This window comes from Helicobacter pylori (assembly GCF_014496485.1).
Classification (GTDB): Bacteria; Campylobacterota; Campylobacteria; order Campylobacterales; family Helicobacteraceae; genus Helicobacter; species Helicobacter pylori_DD.
This window is the reverse complement of the sequence record NZ_JACTAX010000002.1, coordinates 54,355-79,569: the sequence shown is the minus strand read 5'-3', so window position 1 is coordinate 79,569 and position 25,215 is coordinate 54,355. Positions and strand designations below refer to the sequence as shown.

The 25,215-nt window shown below is 38.9% G+C and carries 30 protein-coding genes; 15 read left to right on the top strand and 15 right to left on the bottom strand.

The window, feature by feature from the left end; translation table 11 throughout:
* The first annotated feature begins 116 nt into the window (after positions 1 to 116).
* The 8 genes from ccoN to IC572_RS01455 all read left to right on the top strand — a co-directional run bounded on the left by ccoN (position 117) and on the right by IC572_RS01455 (position 5,754).
* Positions 117 to 1,583 carry a cytochrome-c oxidase, cbb3-type subunit I gene (gene ccoN, locus IC572_RS01490; protein WP_127966955.1) on the top strand — a complete coding sequence of 489 codons (1,467 nt, stop codon included), beginning with the start codon at positions 117 to 119 and terminating at the stop codon, positions 1,581 to 1,583.
* A gap of 12 nt (positions 1,584 to 1,595) precedes the next feature.
* Positions 1,596 to 2,294: a cytochrome-c oxidase, cbb3-type subunit II gene (gene ccoO, locus IC572_RS01485; RefSeq protein WP_000490795.1), complete on the top strand. Its 699-nt coding sequence runs from the start codon at positions 1,596 to 1,598 to the stop codon at positions 2,292 to 2,294.
* 10 nt (positions 2,295 to 2,304) lie between these two features.
* Positions 2,305 to 2,523, top strand: coding sequence for a cytochrome c oxidase, cbb3-type, CcoQ subunit (locus tag IC572_RS01480; RefSeq protein WP_001860815.1), 219 nt, complete (start codon positions 2,305 to 2,307; stop codon positions 2,521 to 2,523).
* A 1-nt stretch (position 2,524) separates the two neighbouring features.
* Entirely contained in the window at positions 2,525 to 3,403 is an 879-nt protein-coding gene (gene ccoP, locus IC572_RS01475) for a cytochrome-c oxidase, cbb3-type subunit III (protein ID WP_000346876.1), read from the top strand.
* Positions 3,404 to 3,413: 10 nt separating this feature from the next.
* Positions 3,414 to 3,620 (top strand): DUF4006 family protein, encoded by a 207-nt coding sequence (locus tag IC572_RS01470; protein WP_000670506.1) that lies wholly within the window; start codon positions 3,414 to 3,416, stop codon positions 3,618 to 3,620.
* Between the two features lie 100 nt (positions 3,621 to 3,720).
* Positions 3,721 to 4,305, top strand: coding sequence for a hypothetical protein (locus tag IC572_RS01465; protein ID WP_187854826.1), 585 nt, complete (start codon positions 3,721 to 3,723; stop codon positions 4,303 to 4,305).
* A gap of 11 nt (positions 4,306 to 4,316) precedes the next feature.
* Positions 4,317 to 4,898: a hypothetical protein gene (locus IC572_RS01460; protein ID WP_187854825.1), complete on the top strand. Its 582-nt coding sequence runs from the start codon at positions 4,317 to 4,319 to the stop codon at positions 4,896 to 4,898.
* An 88-nt stretch (positions 4,899 to 4,986) separates the two neighbouring features.
* Positions 4,987 to 5,754 (top strand): hypothetical protein, encoded by a 768-nt coding sequence (locus IC572_RS01455; protein WP_187854824.1) that lies wholly within the window; start codon positions 4,987 to 4,989, stop codon positions 5,752 to 5,754.
* Here IC572_RS01455 and IC572_RS01450 read toward each other — a convergent pair.
* A complete protein-coding gene (locus IC572_RS01450) occupies positions 5,751 to 6,614 on the bottom strand; it encodes a menaquinone biosynthesis family protein (protein ID WP_187854823.1) in 864 nt (287 codons plus the stop codon). The genes IC572_RS01455 and IC572_RS01450 overlap by 4 nt on opposite strands.
* A 97-nt stretch (positions 6,615 to 6,711) precedes the next feature.
* Between IC572_RS01450 and recA the strand changes: the two genes are divergently transcribed.
* Genes recA through IC572_RS01420 form a run of 6 tightly spaced genes read left to right on the top strand, consistent with a single transcriptional unit; the run spans position 6,712 to position 11,399 of the window.
* Positions 6,712 to 7,755 (top strand): recombinase RecA, encoded by a 1,044-nt coding sequence (recA, locus tag IC572_RS01445; protein WP_000963114.1) that lies wholly within the window; start codon positions 6,712 to 6,714, stop codon positions 7,753 to 7,755.
* 11 nt (positions 7,756 to 7,766) lie between these two features.
* A complete protein-coding gene (gene eno / locus IC572_RS01440; RefSeq protein ID WP_187854822.1) occupies positions 7,767 to 9,047 on the top strand; it encodes a phosphopyruvate hydratase in 1,281 nt (426 codons plus the stop codon).
* Positions 9,040 to 9,315, top strand: a complete 276-nt coding sequence (locus tag IC572_RS01435) for a hypothetical protein (protein ID WP_026938290.1) — start codon at positions 9,040 to 9,042, stop codon at positions 9,313 to 9,315. Before eno ends, IC572_RS01435 begins: the two co-directional genes overlap by 8 nt.
* 16 nt (positions 9,316 to 9,331) lie before the next feature.
* The gene (locus IC572_RS01430; RefSeq protein WP_003014013.1) at positions 9,332 to 9,928 is read left to right on the top strand and encodes an AMIN domain-containing protein; all 597 of its coding nucleotides are present in this window, start codon (positions 9,332 to 9,334) and stop codon (positions 9,926 to 9,928) included.
* A 4-nt stretch (positions 9,929 to 9,932) separates the two neighbouring features.
* On the top strand, positions 9,933 to 10,421 hold the full coding sequence (locus tag IC572_RS01425; protein WP_001164281.1) for a shikimate kinase: 489 nt from the start codon (positions 9,933 to 9,935) through the stop codon (positions 10,419 to 10,421).
* A gap of 21 nt (positions 10,422 to 10,442) precedes the next feature.
* Positions 10,443 to 11,399, top strand: coding sequence for a PDC sensor domain-containing protein (locus IC572_RS01420; protein ID WP_187854821.1), 957 nt, complete (start codon positions 10,443 to 10,445; stop codon positions 11,397 to 11,399).
* Positions 11,400 to 11,403: 4 nt separating this feature from the next.
* Here IC572_RS01420 and rfaJ read toward each other — a convergent pair whose 3' ends face one another.
* Positions 11,404 to 12,498, bottom strand: coding sequence for an HP0159 family lipopolysaccharide 1,6-glucosyltransferase (rfaJ, locus tag IC572_RS01415; RefSeq protein WP_187854820.1), 1,095 nt, complete (start codon positions 12,496 to 12,498; stop codon positions 11,404 to 11,406).
* 152 nt (positions 12,499 to 12,650) lie between these two features.
* On the opposite strand from rfaJ, the gene IC572_RS01410 reads away from it, so the two are divergent.
* Positions 12,651 to 13,571 (top strand): tetratricopeptide repeat protein, encoded by a 921-nt coding sequence (locus IC572_RS01410; protein WP_187854819.1) that lies wholly within the window; start codon positions 12,651 to 12,653, stop codon positions 13,569 to 13,571.
* 527 nt (positions 13,572 to 14,098) lie between these two features.
* On the opposite strand, the gene IC572_RS01405 is transcribed toward IC572_RS01410, so the two are convergent.
* The 13 genes from IC572_RS01405 to IC572_RS07710 all read right to left on the bottom strand — a co-directional run bounded on the left by IC572_RS01405 (position 14,099) and on the right by IC572_RS07710 (position 25,078).
* Entirely contained in the window at positions 14,099 to 14,821 is a 723-nt protein-coding gene (locus IC572_RS01405; RefSeq protein ID WP_187854818.1) for a YebC/PmpR family DNA-binding transcriptional regulator, read from the bottom strand.
* Positions 14,822 to 15,793, bottom strand: a complete 972-nt coding sequence (gene hemB / locus IC572_RS01400) for a porphobilinogen synthase (RefSeq protein ID WP_187854817.1) — start codon at positions 15,791 to 15,793, stop codon at positions 14,822 to 14,824.
* On the bottom strand, positions 15,778 to 17,145 hold the full coding sequence (gene arsS / locus IC572_RS01395) for an acid-sensing histidine kinase ArsS (RefSeq protein ID WP_187854816.1): 1,368 nt from the start codon (positions 17,143 to 17,145) through the stop codon (positions 15,778 to 15,780). The genes hemB and arsS overlap by 16 nt, the downstream gene beginning before the upstream one ends.
* Positions 17,146 to 17,168: 23 nt before the next feature.
* Positions 17,169 to 17,846, bottom strand: coding sequence for an acid response regulator transcription factor ArsR (gene arsR, locus IC572_RS01390; protein ID WP_000573732.1), 678 nt, complete (start codon positions 17,844 to 17,846; stop codon positions 17,169 to 17,171).
* A gap of 235 nt (positions 17,847 to 18,081) precedes the next feature.
* A complete protein-coding gene (locus IC572_RS01385) occupies positions 18,082 to 18,558 on the bottom strand; it encodes a CiaD-like domain-containing protein (protein WP_187854896.1) in 477 nt (158 codons plus the stop codon).
* Positions 18,549 to 18,812, bottom strand: a complete 264-nt coding sequence (locus tag IC572_RS01380) for a tetratricopeptide repeat protein (protein WP_187854815.1) — start codon at positions 18,810 to 18,812, stop codon at positions 18,549 to 18,551. Before IC572_RS01380 ends, IC572_RS01385 begins: the two co-directional genes overlap by 10 nt.
* 46 nt (positions 18,813 to 18,858) lie before the next feature.
* A complete protein-coding gene (locus IC572_RS01375) occupies positions 18,859 to 20,127 on the bottom strand; it encodes a peptidase U32 family protein (protein WP_187854814.1) in 1,269 nt (422 codons plus the stop codon).
* A gap of 2 nt (positions 20,128 to 20,129) precedes the next feature.
* Positions 20,130 to 20,861: a protein phosphatase CheZ gene (cheZ, locus tag IC572_RS01370; protein WP_187854813.1), complete on the bottom strand. Its 732-nt coding sequence runs from the start codon at positions 20,859 to 20,861 to the stop codon at positions 20,130 to 20,132.
* Positions 20,862 to 20,930: 69 nt separating this feature from the next.
* A complete protein-coding gene (prfB, locus tag IC572_RS01365) occupies positions 20,931 to 22,022 on the bottom strand; it encodes a peptide chain release factor 2 (RefSeq protein WP_187854812.1) in 1,092 nt (363 codons plus the stop codon).
* Between the two features lie 60 nt (positions 22,023 to 22,082).
* Positions 22,083 to 23,258 (bottom strand): molybdopterin molybdotransferase MoeA, encoded by a 1,176-nt coding sequence (locus IC572_RS01360; protein ID WP_187854811.1) that lies wholly within the window; start codon positions 23,256 to 23,258, stop codon positions 22,083 to 22,085.
* A gap of 9 nt (positions 23,259 to 23,267) precedes the next feature.
* Positions 23,268 to 24,035: a flagellar biosynthetic protein FliR gene (gene fliR / locus IC572_RS01355; protein ID WP_187854810.1), complete on the bottom strand. Its 768-nt coding sequence runs from the start codon at positions 24,033 to 24,035 to the stop codon at positions 23,268 to 23,270.
* On the bottom strand, positions 24,029 to 24,757 hold the full coding sequence (locus IC572_RS01350) for an EI24 domain-containing protein (protein ID WP_187854809.1): 729 nt from the start codon (positions 24,755 to 24,757) through the stop codon (positions 24,029 to 24,031). The genes fliR and IC572_RS01350 overlap by 7 nt, the downstream gene beginning before the upstream one ends.
* Positions 24,758 to 24,859: 102 nt before the next feature.
* Positions 24,860 to 25,078 carry a hypothetical protein gene (locus tag IC572_RS07710; RefSeq protein ID WP_001978235.1) on the bottom strand — a complete coding sequence of 73 codons (219 nt, stop codon included), beginning with the start codon at positions 25,076 to 25,078 and terminating at the stop codon, positions 24,860 to 24,862.
* Positions 25,079 to 25,215: the final 137 nt, after the last annotated feature.

The window sequence follows — 25,215 nt, the reverse complement described above, 5'->3', positions numbered from 1 at the left end:
TGGGATTGAGTTATTACAATGTTACAGAAAAAGATTAAAAATTAAGCTTTTTGAAAAAGATAAAACTTTATAATTATGTTTATCTTTGTTGAATTTACTACAAATAGGAGTATTGCATGCAAGAAAATGTGCCTTTGAGTTATGATTATTCCATTAGCAAATTGTTTCTTTATGCGATGGTTGGCTTTGGGATAATAGGCATGTTAATAGGGATCGTGTTAGCCTTTGAATTGTCTTTCCCTAACTTGAATTACATTGCAGGGGAGTATGGCGTTTTTGGCCGCTTACGCCCTTTACACACGAATGCGGTGATCTATGGATTCACTCTTGGGGGGATTTGGGCGAGTTGGTATTATATCGGTCAAAGGGTGCTTAAAATCACTTATTACCAACACCCCTTTTTGAAAATTGTAGGGTTATTGCATTTTTGGCTTTGGATTCTTCTTTTAATTCTAGGGGTTATTAGCTTGTTTGCTGGTCTTACTCAATCTAAAGAATACGCTGAATTGATGTGGCCCTTAGATATTATCGTGGTTGTGGCATGGGTGCTATGGGGGGTTAATATGTTTGGGAGCATGAGCGTTAGGAGGGAAAATACCATTTATGTGTCTTTATGGTATTACATCGCTACTTATGTGGGTATAGCGGTGATGTATATCTTCAATAACCTTTCTGTCCCCACCTATTTTGTCGCTGATATGGGGAGTGTTTGGCATTCTATTTCTATGTATTCAGGCAGTAATGATGCACTCATTCAATGGTGGTGGGGGCATAATGCGGTCGCTTTTGTCTTTACGAGTGGGGTGATTGGCACGATTTATTATTTCTTGCCTAAAGAGAGCGGCCAGCCTATATTCTCTTACAAACTCACTTTGTTTTCTTTTTGGAGCTTGATGTTTGTTTATATTTGGGCGGGCGGGCACCATTTGATTTATTCCACCGTGCCTGATTGGGTGCAAACCCTTTCTAGCGTGTTTTCAGTGGTGTTGATCTTGCCTTCGTGGGGGACAGCCATTAACATGCTTTTAACGATGAGGGGCCAGTGGCACCAGCTCAAAGAAAGCCCTTTGATCAAATTCTTAGTTTTAGCTTCAACTTTCTACATGCTTTCCACTTTAGAAGGCTCTATTCAAGCCATTAAGAGCGTGAACGCATTAGCGCACTTCACCGATTGGATTATAGGGCATGTGCATGACGGCGTGCTTGGTTGGGTAGGCTTCACTTTGATTGCGAGCATGTATCACATGACGCCTAGGCTTTTCAAAAGAGAGATTTATTCAGGCAGGCTTGTGGATTTCCAATTCTGGATCATGACTTTAGGGATTGTGCTTTACTTTTCGTCCATGTGGATTGCAGGGATCACGCAAGGGATGATGTGGAGGGATGTGGATCAGTATGGGAATCTCACTTACCAGTTCATTGACACGGTTAAGGTGCTAATCCCTTATTACAATATTAGAGGCGTTGGGGGTCTTATGTATTTTACCGGATTTATTATTTTTGCTTACAATATTTTTATGACCATCACAGCAGGCAAAAAATTAGAGCGTGAGCCCAATTACGCCACGCCTATGGCCAGATAGGGGAGGTTGGAAATGTTTAGTTTTTTAGAGAAAAACCCGTTCTTTTTCACTCTTGCGTTTATTTTTGTGTTTGCGATCGCGGGCTTGGTGGAGATTTTGCCCAATTTCTTTAAATCCGCTCGCCCGATTGAAGGCTTACGGCCTTATACGGTTTTAGAGACAGCAGGGAGGCAAATTTATATCCAAGAAGGTTGCTATCATTGCCATTCCCAACTCATTCGCCCTTTCCAAGCTGAGGTGGATCGATATGGCGCGTATAGTTTGAGTGGGGAATACGCGTATGACAGGCCATTTTTGTGGGGTTCTAAAAGGATTGGCCCTGATTTGCACAGGGTGGGGGATTATCGCACAACCGATTGGCATGAAAAGCACATGCTGGATCCTAAAAGCGTTGTGCCGCACAGCATCATGCCAGCTTACAAGCATTTATTCATCAAAAAGAGCGATTTTGACACCGCCTATGCAGAAGCCTTGACGCAAAAAAAGGTTTTTGGCGTGCCTTATGACACCGAAAACGGCGTGAAATTAGGGAGCGTAGAAGAAGCGAAAAAAGCCTATTTAGAAGAAGCGAAAAAAATCACAGCCGACATGAAAGACAAGAGGGTGCTAGACGCCATTCAAAGAGGCGAAGTGTTAGAAATTGTGGCTTTGATCGCTTATTTGAATAGCTTGGGTAATTCCAGGATCAACGCCAATCAAAACGCTAAATAAGGGGTGAATGATGGATTTAGAAAGTTTGAGAGGTTTTGCGTATGCGTTTTTTACCATTCTTTTTACGCTCTTTTTGTACGCTTATATTTTTAGCATGTATAGAAAGCAAAAAAAGGGCATCGTGGATTATGAGCGATACGGATACTTAGCGTTAAATGACGCTTTAGAAGATGAGTTGATTGAACCACGCCATAAAAAAGTTCATGATAATGGCATAAAGGAAAGTTGAAATGGATTTTTTAAACGACCATATAAATGTTTTTGGCTTGATTGCAGCGCTTGTGATTTTAGTTTTAACCATCTATGAATCCAGCTCGCTCATTAAAGAAATGCGCGACAGCAAATCCCAGGGTGAGCTTGTAGAAAATGGGCATTTGTTTGATGGGATAGGGGAGTTTGCCAATAATGTGCCAGTAGGCTGGATCGCAAGCTTTATGTGCACGATTGTGTGGGCTTTTTGGTATTTCTTCTTTGGGTATCCGCTGAATAGCTTTTCTCAAATCGGGCAATACAATGAAGAGGTTAAAGTGCACAACCAAAAATTTGAAGCCAAATGGAAGCATTTGGGTCAAAAGGAATTGGTGGATATGGGTCAAGGCATCTTTTTAGTCCATTGTTCGCAATGCCATGGCATCACCGCTGAAGGCTTGCATGGGAGCGCTCAAAATCTGGTGCGCTGGGGTAAAGAAGAGGGCATTATGGACACCATTAAGCATGGCTCTAAAGGCATGGATTATCTCGCTGGGGAAATGCCCGCTATGGAATTGGACGAAAAAGACGCTAAAGCGATCGCAAGCTATGTGATGGCAGAAATTTCTAGCGTTAAAAAAACCAAAAACCCTCAACTCATTGATAAAGGCAAGGAATTGTTTGAAAGCATGGGTTGCACAGGCTGTCATGGCAATGATGGTAAGGGCTTGCAAGAAAATCAAGTGTTTGCGGCCGATTTGACCGCTTACGGCACAGAGAATTTTTTAAGAAATATCTTAACGCATGGCAAAAAGGGCAATATAGGGCATATGCCATCATTCAAGTATAAAAACTTTAGCGATTTGCAAGTTAAAGCGTTAGCCGAATTTATCCAATCGCTAAAACCCTTAGAAGATTAAAGGAAAAGAGATGAAATTTTTAAACGGATTAGCAGGGAATTTACTGATTGTGGTTATTTTATTGTGTGTGGCCGTTTTTTTTACGCTCAAAGCGATCCATATCCAAAAAGAGCAAGCCACCAATTATTACCGCTATAAGGATATTAACGCTTTAGAGACAAAAAACACCCAAAACCGGGCTAACTATGAATTAGTCAATCAAGGGAGTAAAAAATGAAATTCACGACTTTAGAAAAAATCTTAGCCTTAATGGTAGTAGCGACCATTTTAATGACAATTGTTATTTCTTTTGTGCCTAACTTGTTTTTGTTTAGCACATGAGGATCTTATGGCTTGTAATAGCCTTTGTTTGTTGTTTGGGGGCTAATGATTATGTTTTGAATAATTCTAAGGGGCGTTTGGTAGAAAAAAGCGTTGCGTTTGTGGAGGGCGTTTCTAAAGAGCTTTATCTTAAAACAGGCGTGCGTTTTGTGATTGATATGACGGATTTTGAAAAAAATCCTATCGCTTTGGCACTCAAAAAGGAACGCCAAAAGTATCAAGAGGGCTTTTTAAAACAGCTCAAATCCCCTTTTGTGGTATTCTTTTTCTACCATGACGCTCAAAAAATAGAATTAGTGGCTAACCCTAAAGATTTGTTGGATACTGATAAAATCTTTTTTGAAAAAATCGCTCCCTTACTCCCCACAAACGCTAAAGAATACACGCCTAAAAGGATTTCAGCCATGCTCATTAACGGCTATTCGGTCGCAGTGGATGCTTTAGCACAAAAATATCATGTGAATATCGCGCAGAATTTTAACGCTCCTAAGGGAGTAACTTTTGTAAAGGTGGTCATTTATATTTTGTTATTGACGCTTTTAGGCGCGTTTTTGGGGCTTTATTTTTTTAAAAAATCTTAAGAGAGAAACCAATGAAAGAAAAAAACTTTTGGCCTTTAGGGATCATGAGCGTGCTTATTCTTGGGCTTGGGATCGTGGTGTTTTTGGTGGTGTTTGCCCTAAAAAATTCGCCTAAAAACGATTTAGTGTATTTTAAGGGTCATAACGAAGTGGATTTAAACTTTAACGACATGCTTAAAACTTATGAAAACTTTAAATCCAATTATCGTTTTTTAGTGGGTTTAAAGCCTCTTACCGAAAGCCCTAAAACCCCCATTTTGCCCTATTTTTCTAAAGGCACGCATGGGGATAAAAAACTCCAAGAAACCCTTTTAAACAACGCTTTGATTTTGGAAAAATCTAACACGCTTTATGCGCAATTGCAACCGCTCAAACCCGCTTTAGATGCGCCAAATATTCAAGTGTATTTAGCGTTTTATCCCAGCCCATCACAGCCCAGATTATTGGGGACGCTTGATTGTAGAAGTGCATGCGAGCCTTTAAAATTTGATTTGTTAGAGAGCGATAAAAGGGGGCGTTATAAGATCCTTTTTAAATTTGTTTTTAAAAATAAAGAAGAATTGATTTTAGAGCAACTGGCTTTTTTCAAGTAGTGCGTTTAAAAAATGCCTTTAGCGTTTTTTATTGGCACTCAATCATTAAAAAGCCTGAATTTTCTATCCAAATGGGTATAATAATCGCATGGGTTTTTTAAAAGTTTTTAAACATGATGCCTTGGGGCAATTAGGGAATATTGTTATAGGGAATTTCTTAATAACGCTCACTGTTTTAGCGGTTTGTTTTTCCTCTCAAAGCGCTGAAGAAACGACCATGCTCACCCTAAGCTACACGCTCTTTTTTGTTTTAGGGGCGTTTTTATTAGTCGCAATCAGCGTGGGAGCGATCAAAAACCTCAACGCGCTTTTTTCTAAAAGAGGGGTTTTAAGCTTTTCCTTACCCATTAGTTTGGAATCTTTATTGCTCCCTAAAATCTTGCTCCCTATGGTGTTTTTTATCTTCAGTTTGTTCTGGTTTGTGGCGAGCGTTCGTTTGGGCTATTACCTTTTTAACGCGCAATCCAGCGTGTTGTTTATCTTGCACACCGCTTTAAAAACCTTTGTGTTAAAACCCACTAAAACTATAGGCGTTGCGCTGTTTTTAGGGCTTGTTTTAATGAAATTTTTATTTGTTTTGAGCGTTTTAAACGCTGCTAGGATCAAAAAGGCGCGTTTTTTACTCGGGGGGCTGTTATTCATTTTGGTGGGGGTTGTTTTGGAATTAGCGTTCAATTCGTTACTGCCCTTAATGAGCTCTAGTTTAAGCATCAATGAAGGATTTTATTATTTCTTGCAACAACAAGAATTACAAGAAAATAAATACTATCTTTTATGGGGAGTGGATTTTTTAAAAATCCTTTTATTGTATGGGGTGATCCGTTACTTGCTCACGCATAAATTAGAATTGGACTAAGAAAAGCGGTATTGCAAGTATTCATCAGTGAGCAAGCAGTCTTTAGTCTTTAACAAACTAGCGTAAAACCCATGCTGATAGCCTAACTCAAAAAGCTTGTCTATGGCGAGAATTTGAATCTCGCTTAAGCGCGTTGAAGTTTCATTCGCATACAAATTTAAATAGGTTTTTAGTCGCTCTTTATTCACACGAATGAGCGAGCGCTCTAACAGCATGCTAGAGAGCAAATTTTGGTGTTTTAAAGCGGCTTCAACCGCTTTAATCAAAGCCTTTTTAATCAAAATCGCGCGATACAAGGGGATAGAGCGCCTAATCGCCATGCCCCCTAAAGGCAAGGGCAAATCCTCTTTAATGAGTTCTTTCCAAACATCCCACAATTCTTTTTCCACTTCTAATTCATCATGGAAATCCAAGATATTTTCATGAATAAGCACGCCCGCATGCACTTTTTCTTCCAAAACCGCTTTTTCAATGTCTAAAAAATTCATGTAAGCGATGCGCGCGTGTTTGTAATAGATCTTAAACAAGAGGGCGTTTGTGGTGTGTTCCCCACTTAATGCGACTTTAAAATCTTTTTTCAATTTCACGCCCTTTTTTTTCACTAATTTAGGCCCATAGCCATTCCCAAAGCTCGTCGCTGTGGGGAGTAAGGCGTAATCGTTCGCAATTTTAGGGTATAGCCCAAAGCTGATCGCGCTCACATCATAAGTGTTTTTTAGGGCTTCTTGGTTTAGGGTTTCAATATCCAAAGCAATGTTGTGGAATGTTTTGTTTTTAATGGGGCAATCTATCCAACCAAACTTAATCGCATAATACATGAAAATATCATCAGCATCAGGGCTATGAGCGACACTAATCAAAGTAAAATCCTTTTGTGATAGGGTAAGTCCTTTTATTATAATAGATTTTAGGCTAGGATTTGATAGAATAAACAAATCAAATTCAATAAGGTGATTTATGGCAATAGATGAAGACAAACAAAAAGCGATTTCTTTAGCGATCAAACAAATTGATAAGGTTTTTGGTAAGGGGGCGTTGGTGCGCCTTGGGGATAAGCAAGTAGAAAAGATTGACGCTATTTCTACAGGCTCGTTAGGATTGGATTTGGCTTTAGGGATTGGGGGCGTTCCAAAGGGCAGGATCATTGAAATTTATGGGCCAGAGTCAAGCGGGAAGACCACTTTAAGCTTGCATATTATCGCAGAATGCCAAAAAAATGGCGGTGTGTGCGCGTTCATTGACGCTGAACATGCCCTAGATGTGTATTATGCTAAGAGATTGGGCGTGGATACGGAAAATCTACTCGTTTCCCAACCAAGCACAGGCGAAGAAGCCTTAGAGATTTTAGAAACGATCACCAGAAGCGGAGGGATTGATTTAGTGGTGGTGGATTCAGTGGCGGCTCTTACGCCTAAAGCAGAGATTGATGGGGATATGGGCGATCAGCATGTGGGCTTGCAAGCAAGGCTTATGAGCCATGCGTTAAGGAAAATCACCGGTGTTTTGCATAAGATGAACACTACTCTCATTTTTATCAATCAAATCAGGATGAAGATTGGCATGACGGGTTATGGGAGTCCAGAGACCACAACCGGAGGCAATGCCTTAAAATTCTATGCGAGCGTTAGGATTGATATTAGAAGGATTGCGGCTTTAAAACAAAACGAACAGCATATCGGTAACAGGGCTAAAGCTAAAGTGGTTAAAAATAAAGTCGCTCCGCCTTTTAGAGAAGCGGAATTTGACATCATGTTTGGGGAAGGGATTTCTAAAGAGGGCGAAATCATTGATTACGGCGTGAAATTAGACATTGTGGATAAGAGCGGGGCATGGCTTAGTTACCAAGACAAAAAACTAGGGCAAGGCAGAGAAAACGCTAAAGCCTTACTGAAAGAAGATAAAGCCCTAGCGAATGAAATCACTCTTAAGATTAAAGAGAGTATCGGCTCTAATGAAGAGATCATGCCCTTACCCGATGAGCCTTTAGAAGAAATGGAATAAAAAGGATTTTGATGCTAACCATTAAAGATATTCATGCTTTAGAAGTGATGGATAGTAGGGGCAATCCTACCATTCAAGCCAGCGTGATTTTGAGCGATAACACTAAGGCGAGCGCGATTGTGCCTAGCGGGGCGAGCACCGGTAAAAGAGAAGCGTTAGAATTAAGGGATAATGACAAAACCCGTTTTTTGGGTAAAGGGGTTTTAAGGGCATGCGAAAATGTCAATAGCGTGATCAAACACCATTTAATAGGGCTTGAAGCGACTAATCAAGCCTTTGTAGATGAGAGGTTAAGGGCTTTGGATGGCACGCCTAATTACGCTAATTTAGGGGCGAACGCTGTTTTGGGCGTTTCTATGGCGTTAGCAAGGGCTAGCGCGAAGGCTTTAAATCTGCCGTTATACCGCTATTTAGGGGGGGCTAACGCTCTGACTTTGCCTGTGCCGATGCTCAATATCATCAACGGCGGAACGCATGCAAATAATTCCATAGACTTTCAAGAATACATGATCATGCCTTTAGGGTTTGAGAGTTTTAAAGAAGCCTTAAGAGCGAGTGCGGAAGTCTATCACACGCTTAAAAAACTTTTAGATGGAAAGAATCAGCTCACAAGCGTGGGCGATGAGGGGGGCTTTGCGCCTAATTTTAACAACAATGTAGAACCCCTTGAAGTCATTTCTCAAGCCATTGAAAAAGCCGGCTATAAATTAGGCGAAGAAATAGCGCTCGCTTTAGATGTAGCGAGCAGCGAATTGGTGGATGAACATTTCAATTACCATTTAAAGGGTGAAAATAAGATTTTAGATTCGCATGAATTAGTGGCTTATTATAAAGAGTTGGTGGCAAAATACCCGATTGTATCCATTGAAGATGGTTTGAGCGAAGACGATTGGGAGGGTTGGGCGTTTTTGAGCAAGGAATTAGGGCGTCAGATCCAGTTAGTGGGCGATGATTTGTTTGTAACGAACGCCAGCCTCTTGCAAAAAGGCATTGAAAAAAACATTGCGAACGCCATTCTGATCAAACCCAATCAAATCGGCACCATTAGTGAGACTTTAGAGACCATAAGATTAGCCAAACACCATGCCTATCAATGCGTGATGAGCCATAGAAGCGGGGAGAGTGAGGACAGCTTTATTGCTGATTTTGCCGTCGCATTGAATACGGGAGAAATCAAAACCGGATCCACCGCAAGGAGTGAAAGGATCGCCAAATACAACCGCCTTTTAGAGATTGAGCATGAATTAAAAGGAGGGATTTATATCGGCAAAGAGTTGTTTAAACATGGCTAGTGGCCTTTTTGAAAACGATGGAATCAAAGAAAACAAAGCACGAGATTTTTTTTATAGCCATAGCTCCCTTATTGTCTTTTTCCTTTTACTGCTTGGGTTTGGGTATTATTTAGGGAAGTTGCTTTTTGGGGGTTCTTCTTTAGAAGTTTATTTGGATTTAAGAGACAAGCATGAACGATTGCAACAAGAAATCACCGAATTGCAAAGCAAGAATGTGCGCTTGCAAAAGCGTTTGTTTGAGTTGAGGGAATTACGGCCTAGAGATTAGATTTAAGGAAATGGCAGTGTTAAAAAAGATGATAGGTTTGGTGGTGGTTTTAAGCGTTTTATTGGCTAGAGACAACCCTTTTGAGCCTGAAATCAATTCCAAGAATTTGCAAGGGGGCTTTAATGGGATCTATGATAGTTATTTTAAAGAAATCCATGTGGATTTGCCCACGAGCGCTAGGATTTTAAAACAAATCACGCTCACTTACCAGGATATTGATGGCTCTATCCATTCTAAAGTCGTGGGCATTGATAAAAGCATTGATTGGCATTACCCTTTAAAACTCTCCCAACACACCCTTAATCAAGCCGCTTTTGAAAAACGCTACCAGATCCAAGATTTTGATTTTTTAATGGCAAACAACACGATGATTTTGCGCTCCCCTTATAAAATTTTGCGCTCTTTTGTGCTAGTCAATCCTTATAGAATCGTGTTAGACACGCAAAAAGGCCCTTTGGATATTTATCAAAACATGGATTTAAACCAGAAGTTTTTTTCTCACATTAAAGTCGGCACGCACAAAGATTATTACCGCATCACGCTCATTTTAGACGGGAAATACCGCTATCTTTTGGAAGAAAAAAACGGGGCGTATGAATTGAAATTGAAATAAAAGCATGCAGCATTTAGTCTTAATCGGTTTTATGGGGAGCGGTAAAAGCTCTTTAGCGCAAGAATTGGGGCTAGCTTTGAAATTGGAAGTGTTGGATACGGATATGATCATTAGCGAGAGGGTGGGCTTGAGCGTGAGGGAGATTTTTGAAGAGCTTGGCGAAGACAATTTCAGGATGTTTGAAAAAAATTTGATTGATGAATTAAAAACGCTCAAAACCCCCCATGTTATTTCTACCGGTGGGGGCATTGTGATGCATGATAACTTTAAGGGTTTAGGCACAACTTTTTATCTCAAGATTGATTTTGAGACCTTGATTAAGCGTTTGAATCAAAAAGAAAGGGAAAAACGCCCCCTTTTAAATGATCTCACTCAAGCCAAAGAACTTTTTGAAAAACGCCAAGCTCTCTATGAAAAAAACGCCTCCTTTATCATTGATGCAAGGGGTGGTTTAAATAATTCTTTAAAACAAGTGCTACAATTCATCGCATAAATTTTTTTTAAAGGCCTTTTGATGTTAAGTAGAGACATTGTCCAATATTCCAAGATCCGCACCGAGCTATACGCTTATCTTACCTATTTGTTTTCGCACAATATCCGCAACCATCTCCCTGAAATCACTTTGGATTATTTAAACAAACAGATCAGAAAAATGCACGCTGAAATCAAAATGGCAAAAAGTTTTTTTGTGCTAGACGCTAAGGGCATGCTAATTCTTAAGCCAAGCCAACTTAAAGAGCAGGGGCATAAGGAAGGGCTATTAGAGCATGATTTAACAGAAGGGATTGAATTAGAATCGCATGCCAGTTTTAGCGATAAGTATTATTTTTATCAAGCCGTGAGTGAAAAGCGTTGCATTTTAACGGACCCCTATCCTTCTAAAAAAGGAAACCATTTAGTAGTGAGCGCGTCTTACCCGGTGTATGATCAAAATAACGATCTAGCGTTTGTGGTGTGCTTACAAATCCCTTTGAGGGTGGCGATTGAAATCAGCTCGCCTTCAAAGTATTTTAAAACCTTTAGCGAAGGGAGCATGGTTATGTATTTTATGATTTCTATCATGCTCACTTTAGTGTCATTGCTTTTATTCGTGAAATGCATTTCTAGCTTTTGGACAGCGATCGTGCATTTTAGCAGTTTTGATATTAAAGAAGTGTTCCACCCCATTGTGCTTTTAACCCTAGCCCTAGCCACCTTTGATTTGGTCAAGGCGATTTTTGAAGAGGAAGTTTTGGGTAAAAATAGCGGGGACAACCACCATGCGATCCACCGCACGATGATCAGGTTTTTAGGCTCTATCATTATCGCATTAGCCATTGAAGCGTTAATGCTCGTGTTTAAATTCAGCGTGAGCGAACCGGATAAAATCACTTATGCGGTGTATTTGGCTATCGGCGTGGCGGTGCTTTTGATAAGTTTAGCGATTTATGTTAAATTCGCTTATAGCGTGTTGCCCAAACGAGAACGCTAAGAGTTTAAAAATTTTCTTTTAAGCGTTTGAAAATCCTCTTCAATCTAAAAAAGACATATTCTAAAAGGGTTTTTTTATTGAGTAGGGGGGCAAGAAATTCAAAGGTTTTTTGTTTGTCTTTAAGGCTTAAACATTCTGTCATTTGTTTAAGGAATTTCACGGAATATTCAGTATAAAAAGGGGTTTTTAAAAGAGTCTCATGCCATTCTTTAGAATATAAAGCAGTGGGTGAAATCCAAGGTTTTCCTACAAAATAAAAATGCAGCATGACAATTTCTTTTTTGTTAGGGATGAAGTGTTTTTGATTGACCATGAAAGGGTGGGTGTTATAAATATAAGGTAAGATTAAAACTTTTTGATAGCATGCGAGCGTTAAAAGATCCTGTTCAGGGTAAAACACGCACTGGCCTTTTTGATGGGTTAAATTGAGTAAGCGTTCTTCTAAATGATCAGCACGCCACAGCTTTAAATTCACGATTAAAAACCCGGCGTTATAATTGCTTTCATAGATGATTTGCATATCGCTTTCATTAAGGTAATGCTCATAAAGGGAAAAGGCTTGACGAGGGTCTTTTTCTCGCGCTATTTGAAAATGTTTAGGGCTTTTATCGGAAGCAAAATCTTTAGCCGCTCCAAAATAATAACCATCTAGCGGGATAAAAAAACTCTCGCTCACATCGTTTAAAAACAAAGTGTCTGCATCAAACATGATAATTTTGTCGTATTGCGGGAATAAAGAAGCCAAAAACAAACGGCACATGACCATTTTAGAAAAGCGAGTCTTAGCGTAAATGTTGAGTTGCAAAAAAGCTTCATGGATTTTATCAATCGCAGAGGGTTCTATTGAAGTGGTGCAAAGATTAGGGGTTGAAATGTCTAAAAAATCCACGCTCGCAAAAGCATCAAGGGGGGCTAGAGTCTCTTTTAATTTTTGTTGGTTTTCAAGGCTTAAGTTATCCACCAGGCAGTGGATTTTATAAAAAAGTTTTTTATCATGGTGTTCTGTTTTAGCGCAAGCGAGCATGGAATACAGGCTCACGCCAGCCGGCATGGCATAATGATTGTCAAAAGCGATGACAATAGGAATAGTAATACTCATTTTAAGTGGTTTCCCTAAAATAGGTTTTTAATTAAATTTAATCCAAAAGTTGAATTTATTTTTTGACAATATTATACTATAATAACCAATTAGATTGGGGTTTTACTGATTTTTCTTTGTGTGAGCTTTGGCTTAGTTTTGTAAGGAATGAGATGATAAAGAGTTGGACTAAGAAGTGGTTTTTGATTTTATTTTTAATGGCAAGCTGTTTCAGTTATTTGGTGGCTACAGCCGGTGAGAAATATTTTAAGATGGCTAATCAAGCCCTTAAGAGAGGGGATTACCATAAAGCGGTGGCTTTTTATAAGAGAAGCTGTAATTTGAGGGTGGGGGTTAGTTGCACGAGTCTAGGCTCTATGTATGAAGATGGCGATGGCGTGGATCAGAATATTCCAAAAGCCGTTTTTTATTACAGAAGAGGGTGCAATTTAAGGAATCATCTCGCTTGCGCGAGTCTAGGCTCTATGTATGAAGATGGCGATGGCGTTCAAAAAGACCTTCCAAAGGCTATCTATTATTATAGGAGAGGGTGCCACTTAAAGGGTGGGGTGAGTTGCGGGAGTTTGGGTTTTATGTATTTTAATGGCACGGGCGTTAAACAAAATTATGCCAAAGCCCTTTCTCTTTCTAAATACGCTTGCAGTTTGGATTATGGCATTAGTTGTAACTTTGTAGGGTATATGTATAGGAGCGCCAAAGGCGTACAGAAGGATTTGAAAAAAGCCCTTGCGAATTTTAAAAGAGGGTGCCATTTAAAAGACGGGGCGAGCTGTGTGAGTTTAGGATACATGTATGAAGCCGGTATGAATGTCAAACAAAATGAAGAGCAAGCCTTGAATCTTTATAAAAAGGGTTGTTTTTTAAAAGAAGGGAGCGGCTGTCATAATGTGGCGGTGATGTATTACACCGGTAAGGGCACTCCAAAGGATTTAGATAAAGCCATTTCGTATTATAAGAAAGGGTGTACTCTAGGCTTTAGTGGTAGCTGTAAAGTGTTAGAAGAAGTGGTTGGCAAGAAGTCTGATGATTTGCAAGATGACGCGCAAAACGACACGCAAGATAATACGCAATAAGCTAAAGTTTAGGGGCTAATGATTAAAACTCATCTTATAGGAATCTTTCACCTCTCTTGCTATTCAAATAGGGATTAATCTTCTCTATTGATGGGGCATTGAGACTAAAAATCTACAAATTTAGGGTTTGGATTTGTTCCCATATTGGTAATAAAAATCCTCAAAGGCCTTTTAAAATAAATATAAAAGACTTGCACCAGATACAAGCGATAATTTTTAAAGCGCTTCTTTAGGGGATTTAATGGGGTTAAAGGGGGTGTTGTTTCAAAATCCCCCTATCCGCTTTAAAAAATAACTTCACCACAAAAAAATTAACCATAAAAAAAGCTTAAAAATAAGTTTTTTAAAAAAGAATATTGAATCAAGCTTATTCCTATTTGATAAAAACAAAAAACCTTTATTCAATCAAAATAAAATTAAAAATCCAATCAAAAAGGAGTTTTATAACTCTTTATAGGATTTTACAAGCTTATAGCGACAAAACTTTTTGTTGTTTTTGTTAAAAATACTTTGAGCCTTTTAGCCTTTCACTCAATATTGGTATAAAGCGCGACCACATCATCATCGTCTTCAATCCTGTCTAGTAATTTTTCGGTAAGCTCCATTTGTTCGTCATTCAATTCAATGGGCGTTGTGGCGATGCGTTGCAAACCCGCTTTTAAAATGGGTAATTTCAAGCTTTCAAACCCCTCATTTAAGAGCTTGAAGCTGTTATAATCCCCTCTAATAATGACCTTGTCTCCCACTTCTTCTAATTCTTCCAAACCATAATCAATGAGAGCGAACTCTAAATCTTCTAGGCTGAGTTTTAAATTTTCCACTTCATTTTTCAAGCATTCAAACACGCTTTTTCTATTAAACATAAACTCTAAAGAGCCATTAGGCACGATGCTCGCCCCTTGCGTTTTATTGAAATAGCTTTTAAGGTTGGCGATCGTTCTAGTGGGGTTATCAGTCATGCATTCCATGATGATTAGCACGCCAAAATTCGCCTTACCCTCATAAGTGATTTCGCTCAAATTCCCCTCTTTACTGCTCGCTCTTTTAATCGCTGCATCAATGTTGTCTTTAGGCATGTTTTGCGCTTTAGCGTTTAAAATCGCTGTTCGTAGTTTGGCGTTCGTGTCCGGCTCGCTCCCGCCATCTTTTGCCGCTAGAGTGATCGCTTTAGCGAGTTTGGGGAAAACCTTACTCATCTTATCCCATCGTTTTTCTTTGGCCGCTCTTCTGTATTCAAACGCTCGTCCCATTCAATTCCTTTGTAATAAGTTAGCCACTTCTTTAGCATGGTAGCTAATAATCATATCCGCTCCCGCTCTTTTAAAACAAGTCATCGTTTCTAATAAAACGCTTTCATAGTTGATCAGGTTGTGTTTTTGCGCGAGTTTGAGCATGGCGTATTCCCCGCTCACATTATAGAGCGCTAAAGGGAGCAAAGTGTGATCTCTAATTTCTTTAACAATATCCAAATACGCTAAAGCCGGTTTCACCATTAAAATATCCGCGCCCTGCTTTTCATCTTCCAAACTTTCTAAAAGCGCTTCTTTTTGGTTAGCGTAATCCATTTGATAGCTTTTGCGATCGCCAAAACTCGGTGCAGAGTTTGCTGCATCTCTAAAAGGCCCATAGTAACTGCTCGCAAATTTAGTGGAATAGCTCATGATGGGCGTGTGGGTATAGCCGGCGTTATCTAGCGTTTTTCTCAAGCTTAAAACATTGCCATCCATCATGTTGCTTGGGGCTAGAATATCCACACCGCTTTCAGCCAAAATAAGCCCTTGAAGATTTAAAATCTCTAGCGTTTTATCGTTAGACACAGAAGCGTTTTCTAAAATCCCACAATGCCCATGGTCGGTGTATTCACAAAAACACAAATCCGCTATAACGATCAAATCCTTAAATCGTTTTTTAACCTCTTTGGTGGCTTTTGCAACAATGTGATCCTTATTTAACGCATGGCTTCCTGTAGCGTCCTTATGTTTAGGAATGCCAAACAATAAAACGGCTTTGACGCCTAAACCCACTAATTCTTCGCATTCTTTTAAAAGAGGCTCCATGCTCATTTGATAAACGCCAGGCATGGAGCTGATTTCATTTTTAATATAACTACCGCTTTCTATGACAAATAAGGGAGCGATGAAATCATTAATATTTAAACGCGTTTCTCTTAACATCGCTCTTAAATTTTCGCTGCTTCGTAATCTTCTCAATCGTTTGAACATGTTCTCTCTTTTTGTTTTTCTTTAACCCCACAATTGGCTTTTTCTGTCCCCTTCATTCCCTTCATCTCTCTCAAATTTTCTGGGGGGGGGGGTAGCTCTTCATTATCCGCTTCTAAATCGTAAAAACTATTAAAAACGCAATCATGGATAGTGAAACAAATTCTTCCATTGCTATAATGATAGCTCAAATTCAATCCCATAGCCTCCAAAGCGTTTTTAATGATATACATGCCTAACCCAAAACCATGGGCTTGGCTGGGGTTAGAAGATTTAAAATAAGGTTGCAAATACTTTTCAAAATCTTCTTTTAAAGGTTTGCTTTTATTGGACACCACTAAATTATTTCCTACGAAATCCAAAAACACCTGTTTGTCATCGCTGTATTTGATCGCATTATCTACCATGTTTTTTAACGCTATAGCAAACAATTCAAAATCCGCTTCAATAATGTAATTTGAAGAGGATACATGGATAGGGCTTTCTTTATTCTCATCAATTAAAAGCATTTTTTCAATCTTGTCTATCAAATCGCTCATTAAAAATTTTTCTTTATTGCTCCCATAATTTTTGGAAGCGAGTTGCTCAATGCGGGCAAATTGCTCAATCAACATGTTCAAGTGATCAAAAATGGAAATGAAGCGTTTTTGTGGCAATTCTTCTTTGAGCATAGAGCTTAGTATCTTACCCTTAGTGATAGGGGTGCGCAATTCATGCATGATAGAGCGCAAAAATAAAACCCGAGATTCATTCATCGCATTGATTTTTTGGATGGAATTGTCAAATTCGTTAGCCAGATCCCCTATTTCATCTTTTTGCTTGCTTTTACAACTCACGCTTTTGTCCCCTTGAGCGAATCGCTTCACTTGAGATCTCAACTCTCTTAAGGGCAATAAACTCTGCAAAACAAATAAAAAGAGGAATAAAATCAACAATAAACCCACCGTAATCGCTAAGAAATAATTCCTATAAGAAACCGAATGCAAATCTTTATAAAGCACAAAATGCTCATCCTTTTTTAAAAGGATGAAAACCATATCGCTGAATTTAAACACTTCAGCATACCCAATATTTCTGTGGTGCAACTGGTGGCGTCTTTTGGCTAAAACCTTTTCTAAATTTTCTATTGTGGTTTCTCTAAAACCGATTTTATAGAGGTAATCTTCTATGGCTCTATAATCAGAGTAGTTATTTAAAATTTCATTGATAGTGGTAACAAACTGATAATGGCGCACTTCGTTTTGATAGTTTTCGTGGTTGATTTGAGAAGACACGAAATAGTAAGCGAACGCTCCAAAGCTAAAGAGCGTTATCACAAACAAAGCGACAACCTTAAAAAAGATAGAGAAACGCAAAATCCCTTAACTCCTCATTAGAATCAGTATTCTAATTTATAACCAATCCCTCTAACAGAGATGATGTATTGCGGTTGCTTAGGATTTTTTTCAATCTTAGATCGCAAACGGCCAATGATCACATCAATGCTTTTATTAGAGCTTTCAGGGTTGATGCTCTCGCTCTCAATCGCAATGCTTTCACGGCTAAACACATAACCTTTTTTGCTGATGAGAAGCGAAAGGATTTCATATTCAGCCCTAGTTAAGTCTAGCTTTTTTTCATGCATATACACTTCTCGGCTATCCTTATCTACCCTAAAGATATTCGCATCGCCTGGCTCACTCACTTCTTCTTTTTTATGAGAACGCCTGAGCAAGGATTGGATGCGAGCTAGTAATTCTTTAGGATCATAGGGTTTAGGGAGGTAGTCATCAGCCCCATAATCTAGTGCTTTAATCTTATCTTCCACATCGCTTCTTGCTGAAGAAATAATAATAGGGATATGTTTTTGTTTGGAGATGCGCCTACACACTTCAAGCCCGTCTAAATTAGGCAAAGTCAAATCCAACAACAACAAATCATAATTTTGTGTGTTAGCCGCACTAAGACCGGTATATGGCTCATCGTAATTGGTTACATGAATGCCATGTTGGAGCAAAAACTCGCTCAAAAACTCGGCTAATTCTATATCATCTTCTATCATTAAAACTTCTATCATACTTCAATTAACTCCTTCAATGATTTTTACAACTTTAAAAACGATTAACTCTGTTAATGTTTTAAGGGCTTGATTTTAGCATTTTATTACTAAAGATACCTTAAAGATGTCTTAAAAATAAAAATTCAAAACATTATCATAGTTATTAATGGGAATTTAAGGCTTTGTTTTCATGGAATATTAAAAATTAAAGTCTTATTTTTTAATGTTTTTAAAAAATTCCTTTGATCGTTTTTCACTTCGTGTTTTCTCGCTCCAAAGATTCCAATCGTTTTTCAAGCACGCTCAATTGGTATTGCAAGAAACGCGCCACTAAATCCAAACGCTTCAGCGCTTCCTTTTCTTCTAAAGCTTGCATGCCTTTCAATAACACTAAGGTTCTTTCTAGTAAGTTTTTTAAAAAAACCCGCTCGTTTGAAATTAACACTTGCGTGGGGTTTTTGGGCGTGATTTCTTCTGTAATGATTTCTGGTGCCTCTTCTTTTTCTTCTGTATTTTCTTCTGTGATTTTTTCTTGCGTTTCTATTTTAGCAGCGTTTTTTGGCTCCGTGTTACTCATTGGGGGCGTTTCAGCGTTTTTGGTGTTTTGCAAATAAGGGGGCGTTTTGAAAAAAGAGGGCGTTTTTTGCCCCGTATTAAAACCATCGTCAATGGTTTTAGCCATTTTTTCAATTTCATTAAGGGTTTCTGAAATAATGTTTTTCAATTCCATTCTACCAGCCATTTTTCTAAATTCTCAACGCTCAAACGATCCCCTTTGATAAAATTTAAATAGTGCCGCTCTAACAATGCATCGTGTTTGAAAGGAGCGCAATTTTTTTGGATTTTTTCCAAACGCTTCATTTGCTTTAACGCCTCTGTATGGTCAGGGGTTTTTTTTAAAATATTAGTATAAATTTGCAACGCTTCTTCAAAAAACCCTTGTTCTTCATAAATATGAGCGAGCGTGACAGTTTCTAATGGCATGCGTTCCTCTTAATCGTTTGTAATACCTAATCTCTAAACGCCATTTTTAGACTCTGACTTGGGTGCGCAAAAAACTAAAAGCTGGTAAAGGTGCGGGCAATCGCACTAAATTCACATTCCCGCTATGGATGGTTTCTAGCTCGGTGTTGTTTTCTAAAAGGATTTTATAAAGCACTAAATAAGAGCGTTTTTCAAAGGTATAAATTTTGCCAATCTCATTGACTACGGGCGTGATAGCCGCATTTTTGGGGGCGATAATTTCATAAGCCATGTTAGTGGTAGTGGTGAATTTGCATGCAAAAAAACGCCCGTCTTCTGTTATTTCGCCATTGACCTGAAAATCCCCTTCGCTAATGGCTGTTTGGTGGTTTTGAGTATCCAATCTTTCAAAAGGCCTTCGCATCAAATAGCCGTCCGTAAAACCCCTGTTTTTAAGCGTGTTCAATTCGCTAGCATAAAAACTCGGCTTTAAGGTGTTATGGTAAAAATCATCAACCGCCAAACGATAGATGCGCGTGGTTTGCGCGGCGTAGTAACTGGACTTGGTGCGCCCTTCAATCTTAAGCGCGCTAATGGCGTTGGAGCTTAAAATTTCAGCGATATGACCAGAGAGATTCAAATCTTTAGCGTTAAAAATATGCGTGCCTACGCCCTCTTCTTCAACCAACCTCATCATCACGCCGTTATCAGGGTTTTTCACATAATATTCATAATCAAACCGGCAATCATTCGCGCAACTCCCTCTATTAGGCACGCGCCCCTTTTGCAACGCTGAAATCAAGCAACGCCCTGAGAAGGCAAAGCACATGCTCCCATGCACAAAGATTTCTAATTCCAAATTAGGTAGGGCTTTTTTAATCTCAATCGCATCATTCAGGCTCAATTCCCTAGCGCACACAATGCGTTTAACCCCTAAATCATAAAACACTTGCGCATCGAGCAAATTTAAGACATTCGCTTGCGTGGATAAATGGATGGGAATATGTGGGGCGATTTTTAAAGCGAGTTTCACCACACCAGGCGCAGCAATAATGAAAGCGTCTGGCTCTAGCTCTGCCATTTTATAAATATGCTCTTCTAAAAGTTTGAGCTGTGAATTGAAAGGGAAACCATTGATCGTGGCATAGACTTTTTTATTCAAGGCATGGGCGTAGTCAATCCCTTCTTTAAAGGTCTCTAAAGTGAATTCTTTACTGGCGCGATTGCGTAAAGAAAAATGGCTCACTCCCCCATAAACCGCATCAGCCCCATAGTTGAGAGCGATTTTAAGTTTTTTTAAATTACCGGCTGGAGAGAGTAATTCAACTTGGTTCAAAACTACTTGGCTCCAAAAGAAGCGATCAAGGCTTCAATATCATCAGCGCTGGCTAAATCTTTATCATCATCGCCGGTGATAAAAGTCGCTGAACTCACGCGCTTAGAATCATCAATTTTGCCTTCAAAAAGCGAATTCATGTATTGGCTGAGCGCTCGCATGACATTGACCACTCGTTCAATTTTTTGGCGGTGAATATCTTGAAACTGCATAATATCCATCGCTTGCATGGAGCTATCAGAGCAATTAGCGGCTTCTTCTTCAATGCTCTTAAGGGCGTTTAGGATTTCTTGTTGCTCGTTGAGCGCGGTTTTAAAAGATTCCACATGGGGGAAATGGCCATGCAAATTGTCAAAAATTTCTTGGTGTTTTTGCAAAGGTTCTTGGATCTTTTTAACCATTTTAGCGATCTTTTCAGCACTAGATCCGATCAAATCCAATTGATCAAAAATTTGCGTGGCTTTCACTTCAGAATCTCTTGTAACATCGTCTAATTGATGCACGACTTTATGCTCTTCAGTGGGGGGAGGGGGAGGCCATTCATTAGGGCTAATCTTGCCGTATTTTTCAGCGTCTTCTTTTTTGACGGTCATTTTTTGGCTAGAGCTTTCTTTGGATTCTTTAGCCTCTTCTTTCTCTTTAGTTGGCTCTTTAGCCTCTTCTTTAGCCTCTAAGGCTTCCAAATTTTCTAAATCGCCACCATTCATCAAAGCGTCTAATTCTTCTTGTGTCATTGTTGTTCCTTGCCAATTGGTTTTAAAAAGCGTTTTTAACCATAATTCCTAGCTGTCATTTTAGCGCACTTAAGCTTTAGCAATCAAAACGCCCTCTAAAATCGCATCAATATCGCCGTCTAATATCGCTTCCACATTGCTATAAGCAATATTGGAGCGAGCGTCTTTGACTTGCTGGTAGGGGGCTAGGACATAGCTTCTGATTTGATACCCCCAGCCGATCTCGCTTTTTTCTTCATTTTTGGCGCTGCTTTGCTGTTTTTCTAATTCCAATTCATAAAGTTTGGATTTAAGCATTTTTAACGCGCTCGCTTTGTTTTTATGCTGGCTCCTGTCGTTTTGGCATTGCACCACAATACCGGTAGGGAAATGCGTGATCCTGACCGCGCTTTCTGTTTTATTGACATGCTGACCGCCTGCCCCACTGGCTCTATAATAATCGTAACGGACATCTTTTTCATCAATTTCTACATCAATGTCATCGTCTAATTCAGGGCTAATTTGCACGCTCGCAAAACTCGTGTGCCGTTTGGCGTTCGCATCAAAGGGCGAAATCCTTACAAGCCTATGCACCCCATTTTCATTTTTCAAATAGCCATAAGCGTTTTCGCCCTTAATGATAAAGGCGACCCCTTTAATGCCCGCTTCTTCGCCATCTTGATAATCTAAAATCTCGCTTTTAAAGCCTCTTCTTTCCGCCCACCTCAAATACATGCGATACAAAATACTCGCCCAATCCTGGCTTTCAGTCCCCCCCGCTCCAGGCTGAATGGTGATAATAGCGTTTGAAGCGTCATTTTCACCGCTTAACATGATTTCAATTTCTACTTTTTGGACGCTGTGCTCTAAAACAGGAGCCTCTTCATAGAGTAAGGATAAAGTAACCTCATCGTTATCGTTTTGAGCGAGTTCAAACAATTCCACGCTTTCATCTAAAGAATTTTTGGTTTTTTGATAGGTTTCTAGCAAGCGGTTCAAGCGTACTTTTTCTTTATTGGTGTCTCTAGCCTTTAAGACATCTTGCCAAAAATTAGGGTCTTCTTGCTCTTTTTCAATGCGTTCTAATTCTTGTTTGATCTTTTCAGGCTTGATGATTAAAGCGATATTATCGCATTTGTTTTGCAAGCTTTTTAACAATTCGCTATAGGTGTAGTTATCCACAAACAGAACCTTTATGAGTGGGGTTTTGAACTTGTCATTATAGCATTGTTAAAAGCCATTTTAATTTTCAAACCTTAAAATTTCAATTTCGCCCTGAACCAATCCCACTCCTTCATCAATTAAAGCGATAGAATCCACTCGCGCAAGGGCTTGAATCGCTCCTGATTCATAGCGGTTGTTGTTGTAAGGAATGAATTGGTGGTTTGAATAGTTGCCTAAGATTAAATGCGCGCGTTTGTCTTTAAGCTTTAAGGGGGCATTGATTTGAGCCTTAAAGGGTTTTAATTTAAAATCTTTATTTAAAGATAAGCGCTCCAATAAGGGTAGAATCAAAACCCGTAAAACAACTAAGCAACTTAAAGGATTGCCCGGCAAGCCTATAATAACACTTTGATTGAGTCGGGCTAAAGTTACCGGTTTTCCCGGTTTGAGATTGACTTTTTCGTAATAAAAAAGGGCGTTTTTTTCTTTCAAGGCGTCTTTAAAAAAGTCTTTATCCCCCACACTCACCCCCGCGCTTGAAAGGATGACATCATAATTTTGTAATTCAAGTATTTTAATCTGTAAATCTTTATCGTCTTTTAAAACCCCTAGAAAATGCGTGTTGTAGTTTTTAAGCATGTTAAAAACACCCACTGAATTAATATCATAAACCTGGCATTCTAGGGCGTTTTGCCCTAAAGGCACTAATTCATCGCCGCTGCTAAAGAGAGCGATTTTTAATTTTCTAAACGCTTTGATTTCTTTGAACCCTTGAGAGGCAATGAGCGCGATATGCCCATAATTCAAACGGGTATTTTTAGGGACTAACACGCTGTTTAAAGAAGCGTTTTCGCCCTTTTGACGGATATTGGCGTTTATTTTAAAATCTTTGGGAGCTAGGGCAAAATTTTCATGGCTTTCTAGCATGCATTCTATAGGGACAATCGTTTCTATTCCCTTTGGCACCATCGCTCCAGTCATGATTTTAACGCATTCATTTTCTCTAACTTCTAAAGCGCTCACATCATCCCCGGCAAAGATGTGTTGGATAACTTGAGTTTTTTGGCCTAAATCCTGCATTTTAAACCCATAGCCATCCATTGCGCTTTGATTGAATTTAGGCAAAGCGTGAATGCAAATAATATCTTCTGCCAGAATGCGATCTATACTTTCAAACAAAGAGACAACCTCTATTTCTAAGGGTTTTAGGGGAATGCTAGAATGGATTTTTAGAGCTTCTTTAAAACTAATCATATTGATCCTTTAAAAAATTTTGCTAATGGCGCTAAAGGCCAGGCTGATTTCTTCTTTAAAACGCCCCATGATAGCCGAAGCGATTAAAATAATGCCCACAAACCCGATCGCAATTTTAACCGGAAACCCAATAGCGAGCAGGTTGAACTGAGGGTGGGTTTTCATGATCATGCCAAAAATAATATCGCTCAATAACACCAAGCATAAAATAGGGAACGCCATAGAAAACCCTATGACAAACAAGTGCGAAAAGGCTTTGACAATGTTTTTAGCCAACGCTGGCTCAAAGACAAATTGCCCTAAAGGGATGGCTCTTAAGCTGTGATCCACAAACAAAATGATTTGATGGTGGAACGATAAATCCAATAAAATTAAAATCGCTAACAATAAAAGGGCTTGCCCCACAATGGGTTTTTGCGATCCTGAAATGGGATCATACGCGCTCGCCATCGTAAGCCCCATAGAAAAGCTAATGCTGTCAGTGGCAAACACTAAGCTCGCAAAAACGATTTGTAAAAAAATAGACGCGCACACCCCTAAAAACAGCTCGCATAAACAAGCGATAATAAAACCCTCTGGCGTGTAAGCAGCGTTTGAAAATTCTAAAGTGGGGTAAAAAATCGCGCTCACATACAAGCTCAAAGCCCCACGCACCGACAAAGGCACTAAATGGTTTTCAAAAAAAGGGAAAAAAGATAACACCCCGCTAACCCTTAAAAACAACAAGAAAAAATCCCTGACATGGGGGGTGCTAAGCTCTTGGAGAAAATCTAACATTCTTTTTCTTTAAGGATAAAAAAGTAGTGCGCTAGCATTAGGGTTTGCAACAAGGTGGCAAAAAAATTAAAAAAAGGGATTAAGGAAAAAAGATAGCAAAAAAACGAGAAACGATAATGCTTTAACCGGTGTTGTTTGAGTAGGTTTTGATAGCTTTGATGATTAAAAATCGCGCTGGCTATATCCAAACTCATGGTGTTTTTGAAAAAAAGGAAATGCGGGATTATGGAAAAAAAGACCCCAAAGACCCCTATAAAGGGAATGAAATAAAAGGGCGTTAAAAGCGCTAACAATACAAGCATAAAAAGGAGCGCTTTTAAAAAATATTTAATAGAAAAAAGGATAGAGCCAAATTCTTCTAAAACGACATAGGGATAATATTTTTGGTGCAAATAAGAGACCACTAAAGGGGTGTAAAAAATAGACGCAAAAACATTGATGATTAAACTCAAAAGAATCGCAATCCAAAAAATAAGAAAATACACTAACGCTTTAAAAACCCATGCGAACACGCCAGCGAAAAAGCCTTGAGAATGAGAGTAATCATTCAAAGATTGCGGCAATAAAGCTTGGCAATAATTCACAACGTTTTCGCCATTGTAATGAAAAACAGATCCAAAAAACGCCAAACTCAAAAGGATAGGGCCAAGATTGATTAAAAGCATTCTGGCGCTTAAAAAATCATTAAAACTTTTTTTAAAAATGGATAGAAACAAAACCATAAGCCTTTTTTAAACTCACTTTTTAAGGGGTATTTAAGCGCAAAGTCCCTTAATCTTATATAGTAAGCTTATAAACATGAGATTGACTAAAATAGAAGTTATTTAATATGGAATAACATGCAATGCTAAAAAACCAAATACATAGAATGATAACCCTGGTAACCAAGGAAAGAGAATACATACAACAATAATTACGAATATAATATTCATAATTGCATCGAGAATTTTTGAATCCTTTTTAACATTCTTTTCCTTTCCAAAAAGAATAAAACTAACACCAAAAAAGATAATCAATATTATTACAACATCTGAGGCGAACATTTTTACCCACTTTGAATGGAATGAATAACTTTAAGCATTTCTTACCCCTCAATGTGAGTTTTCTATAATCATGATAGCTGATTTTGTTTTAAATTTGCTATAATGTGAATTTAATGATGAAAATTAGTTTAGAGTGG

Excerpts from the sequence above, each read along its gene's own strand:
- IC572_RS01350 (WP_187854809.1), bottom strand. The coding sequence starts at position 24,757 with ATGGTTTTGTTTCTATCCATTTTTAAAAAAAGTTTTAATGATTTTTTA.
- eno (WP_187854822.1), top strand. The coding sequence starts at position 7,767 with ATGCTAACCATTAAAGATATTCATGCTTTAGAAGTGATGGATAGTAGG.
- IC572_RS01455 (WP_187854824.1), top strand. The coding sequence starts at position 4,987 with ATGGGTTTTTTAAAAGTTTTTAAACATGATGCCTTGGGGCAATTAGGG.
- IC572_RS01480 (WP_001860815.1), top strand. The coding sequence starts at position 2,305 with ATGGATTTAGAAAGTTTGAGAGGTTTTGCGTATGCGTTTTTTACCATT.
- arsR (WP_000573732.1), bottom strand. The coding sequence starts at position 17,846 with ATGATAGAAGTTTTAATGATAGAAGATGATATAGAATTAGCCGAGTTT.
- rfaJ (WP_187854820.1), bottom strand. The coding sequence starts at position 12,498 with ATGAGTATTACTATTCCTATTGTCATCGCTTTTGACAATCATTATGCC.
- IC572_RS01380 (WP_187854815.1), bottom strand. The coding sequence starts at position 18,812 with ATGCCATTAGAAACTGTCACGCTCGCTCATATTTATGAAGAACAAGGG.
- fliR (WP_187854810.1), bottom strand. The coding sequence starts at position 24,035 with ATGTTAGATTTTCTCCAAGAGCTTAGCACCCCCCATGTCAGGGATTTT.
- ccoO (WP_000490795.1), top strand. The coding sequence starts at position 1,596 with ATGTTTAGTTTTTTAGAGAAAAACCCGTTCTTTTTCACTCTTGCGTTT.
- IC572_RS07710 (WP_001978235.1), bottom strand. The coding sequence starts at position 25,078 with ATGTTCGCCTCAGATGTTGTAATAATATTGATTATCTTTTTTGGTGTT.
- cheZ (WP_187854813.1), bottom strand. The coding sequence starts at position 20,861 with ATGACACAAGAAGAATTAGACGCTTTGATGAATGGTGGCGATTTAGAA.
- IC572_RS01385 (WP_187854896.1), bottom strand. The coding sequence starts at position 18,558 with ATGGAATTGAAAAACATTATTTCAGAAACCCTTAATGAAATTGAAAAA.
- recA (WP_000963114.1), top strand. The coding sequence starts at position 6,712 with ATGGCAATAGATGAAGACAAACAAAAAGCGATTTCTTTAGCGATCAAA.
- ccoN (WP_127966955.1), top strand. The coding sequence starts at position 117 with ATGCAAGAAAATGTGCCTTTGAGTTATGATTATTCCATTAGCAAATTG.
- IC572_RS01470 (WP_000670506.1), top strand. The coding sequence starts at position 3,414 with ATGAAATTTTTAAACGGATTAGCAGGGAATTTACTGATTGTGGTTATT.
- IC572_RS01435 (WP_026938290.1), top strand. The coding sequence starts at position 9,040 with ATGGCTAGTGGCCTTTTTGAAAACGATGGAATCAAAGAAAACAAAGCA.
- IC572_RS01460 (WP_187854825.1), top strand. The coding sequence starts at position 4,317 with ATGAAAGAAAAAAACTTTTGGCCTTTAGGGATCATGAGCGTGCTTATT.
- ccoP (WP_000346876.1), top strand. The coding sequence starts at position 2,525 with ATGGATTTTTTAAACGACCATATAAATGTTTTTGGCTTGATTGCAGCG.
- IC572_RS01405 (WP_187854818.1), bottom strand. The coding sequence starts at position 14,821 with ATGGGACGAGCGTTTGAATACAGAAGAGCGGCCAAAGAAAAACGATGG.
- IC572_RS01465 (WP_187854826.1), top strand. The coding sequence starts at position 3,721 with ATGAGGATCTTATGGCTTGTAATAGCCTTTGTTTGTTGTTTGGGGGCT.
- IC572_RS01410 (WP_187854819.1), top strand. The coding sequence starts at position 12,651 with ATGATAAAGAGTTGGACTAAGAAGTGGTTTTTGATTTTATTTTTAATG.
- hemB (WP_187854817.1), bottom strand. The coding sequence starts at position 15,793 with ATGTTCAAACGATTGAGAAGATTACGAAGCAGCGAAAATTTAAGAGCG.
- IC572_RS01425 (WP_001164281.1), top strand. The coding sequence starts at position 9,933 with ATGCAGCATTTAGTCTTAATCGGTTTTATGGGGAGCGGTAAAAGCTCT.
- IC572_RS01360 (WP_187854811.1), bottom strand. The coding sequence starts at position 23,258 with ATGATTAGTTTTAAAGAAGCTCTAAAAATCCATTCTAGCATTCCCCTA.
- IC572_RS01420 (WP_187854821.1), top strand. The coding sequence starts at position 10,443 with ATGTTAAGTAGAGACATTGTCCAATATTCCAAGATCCGCACCGAGCTA.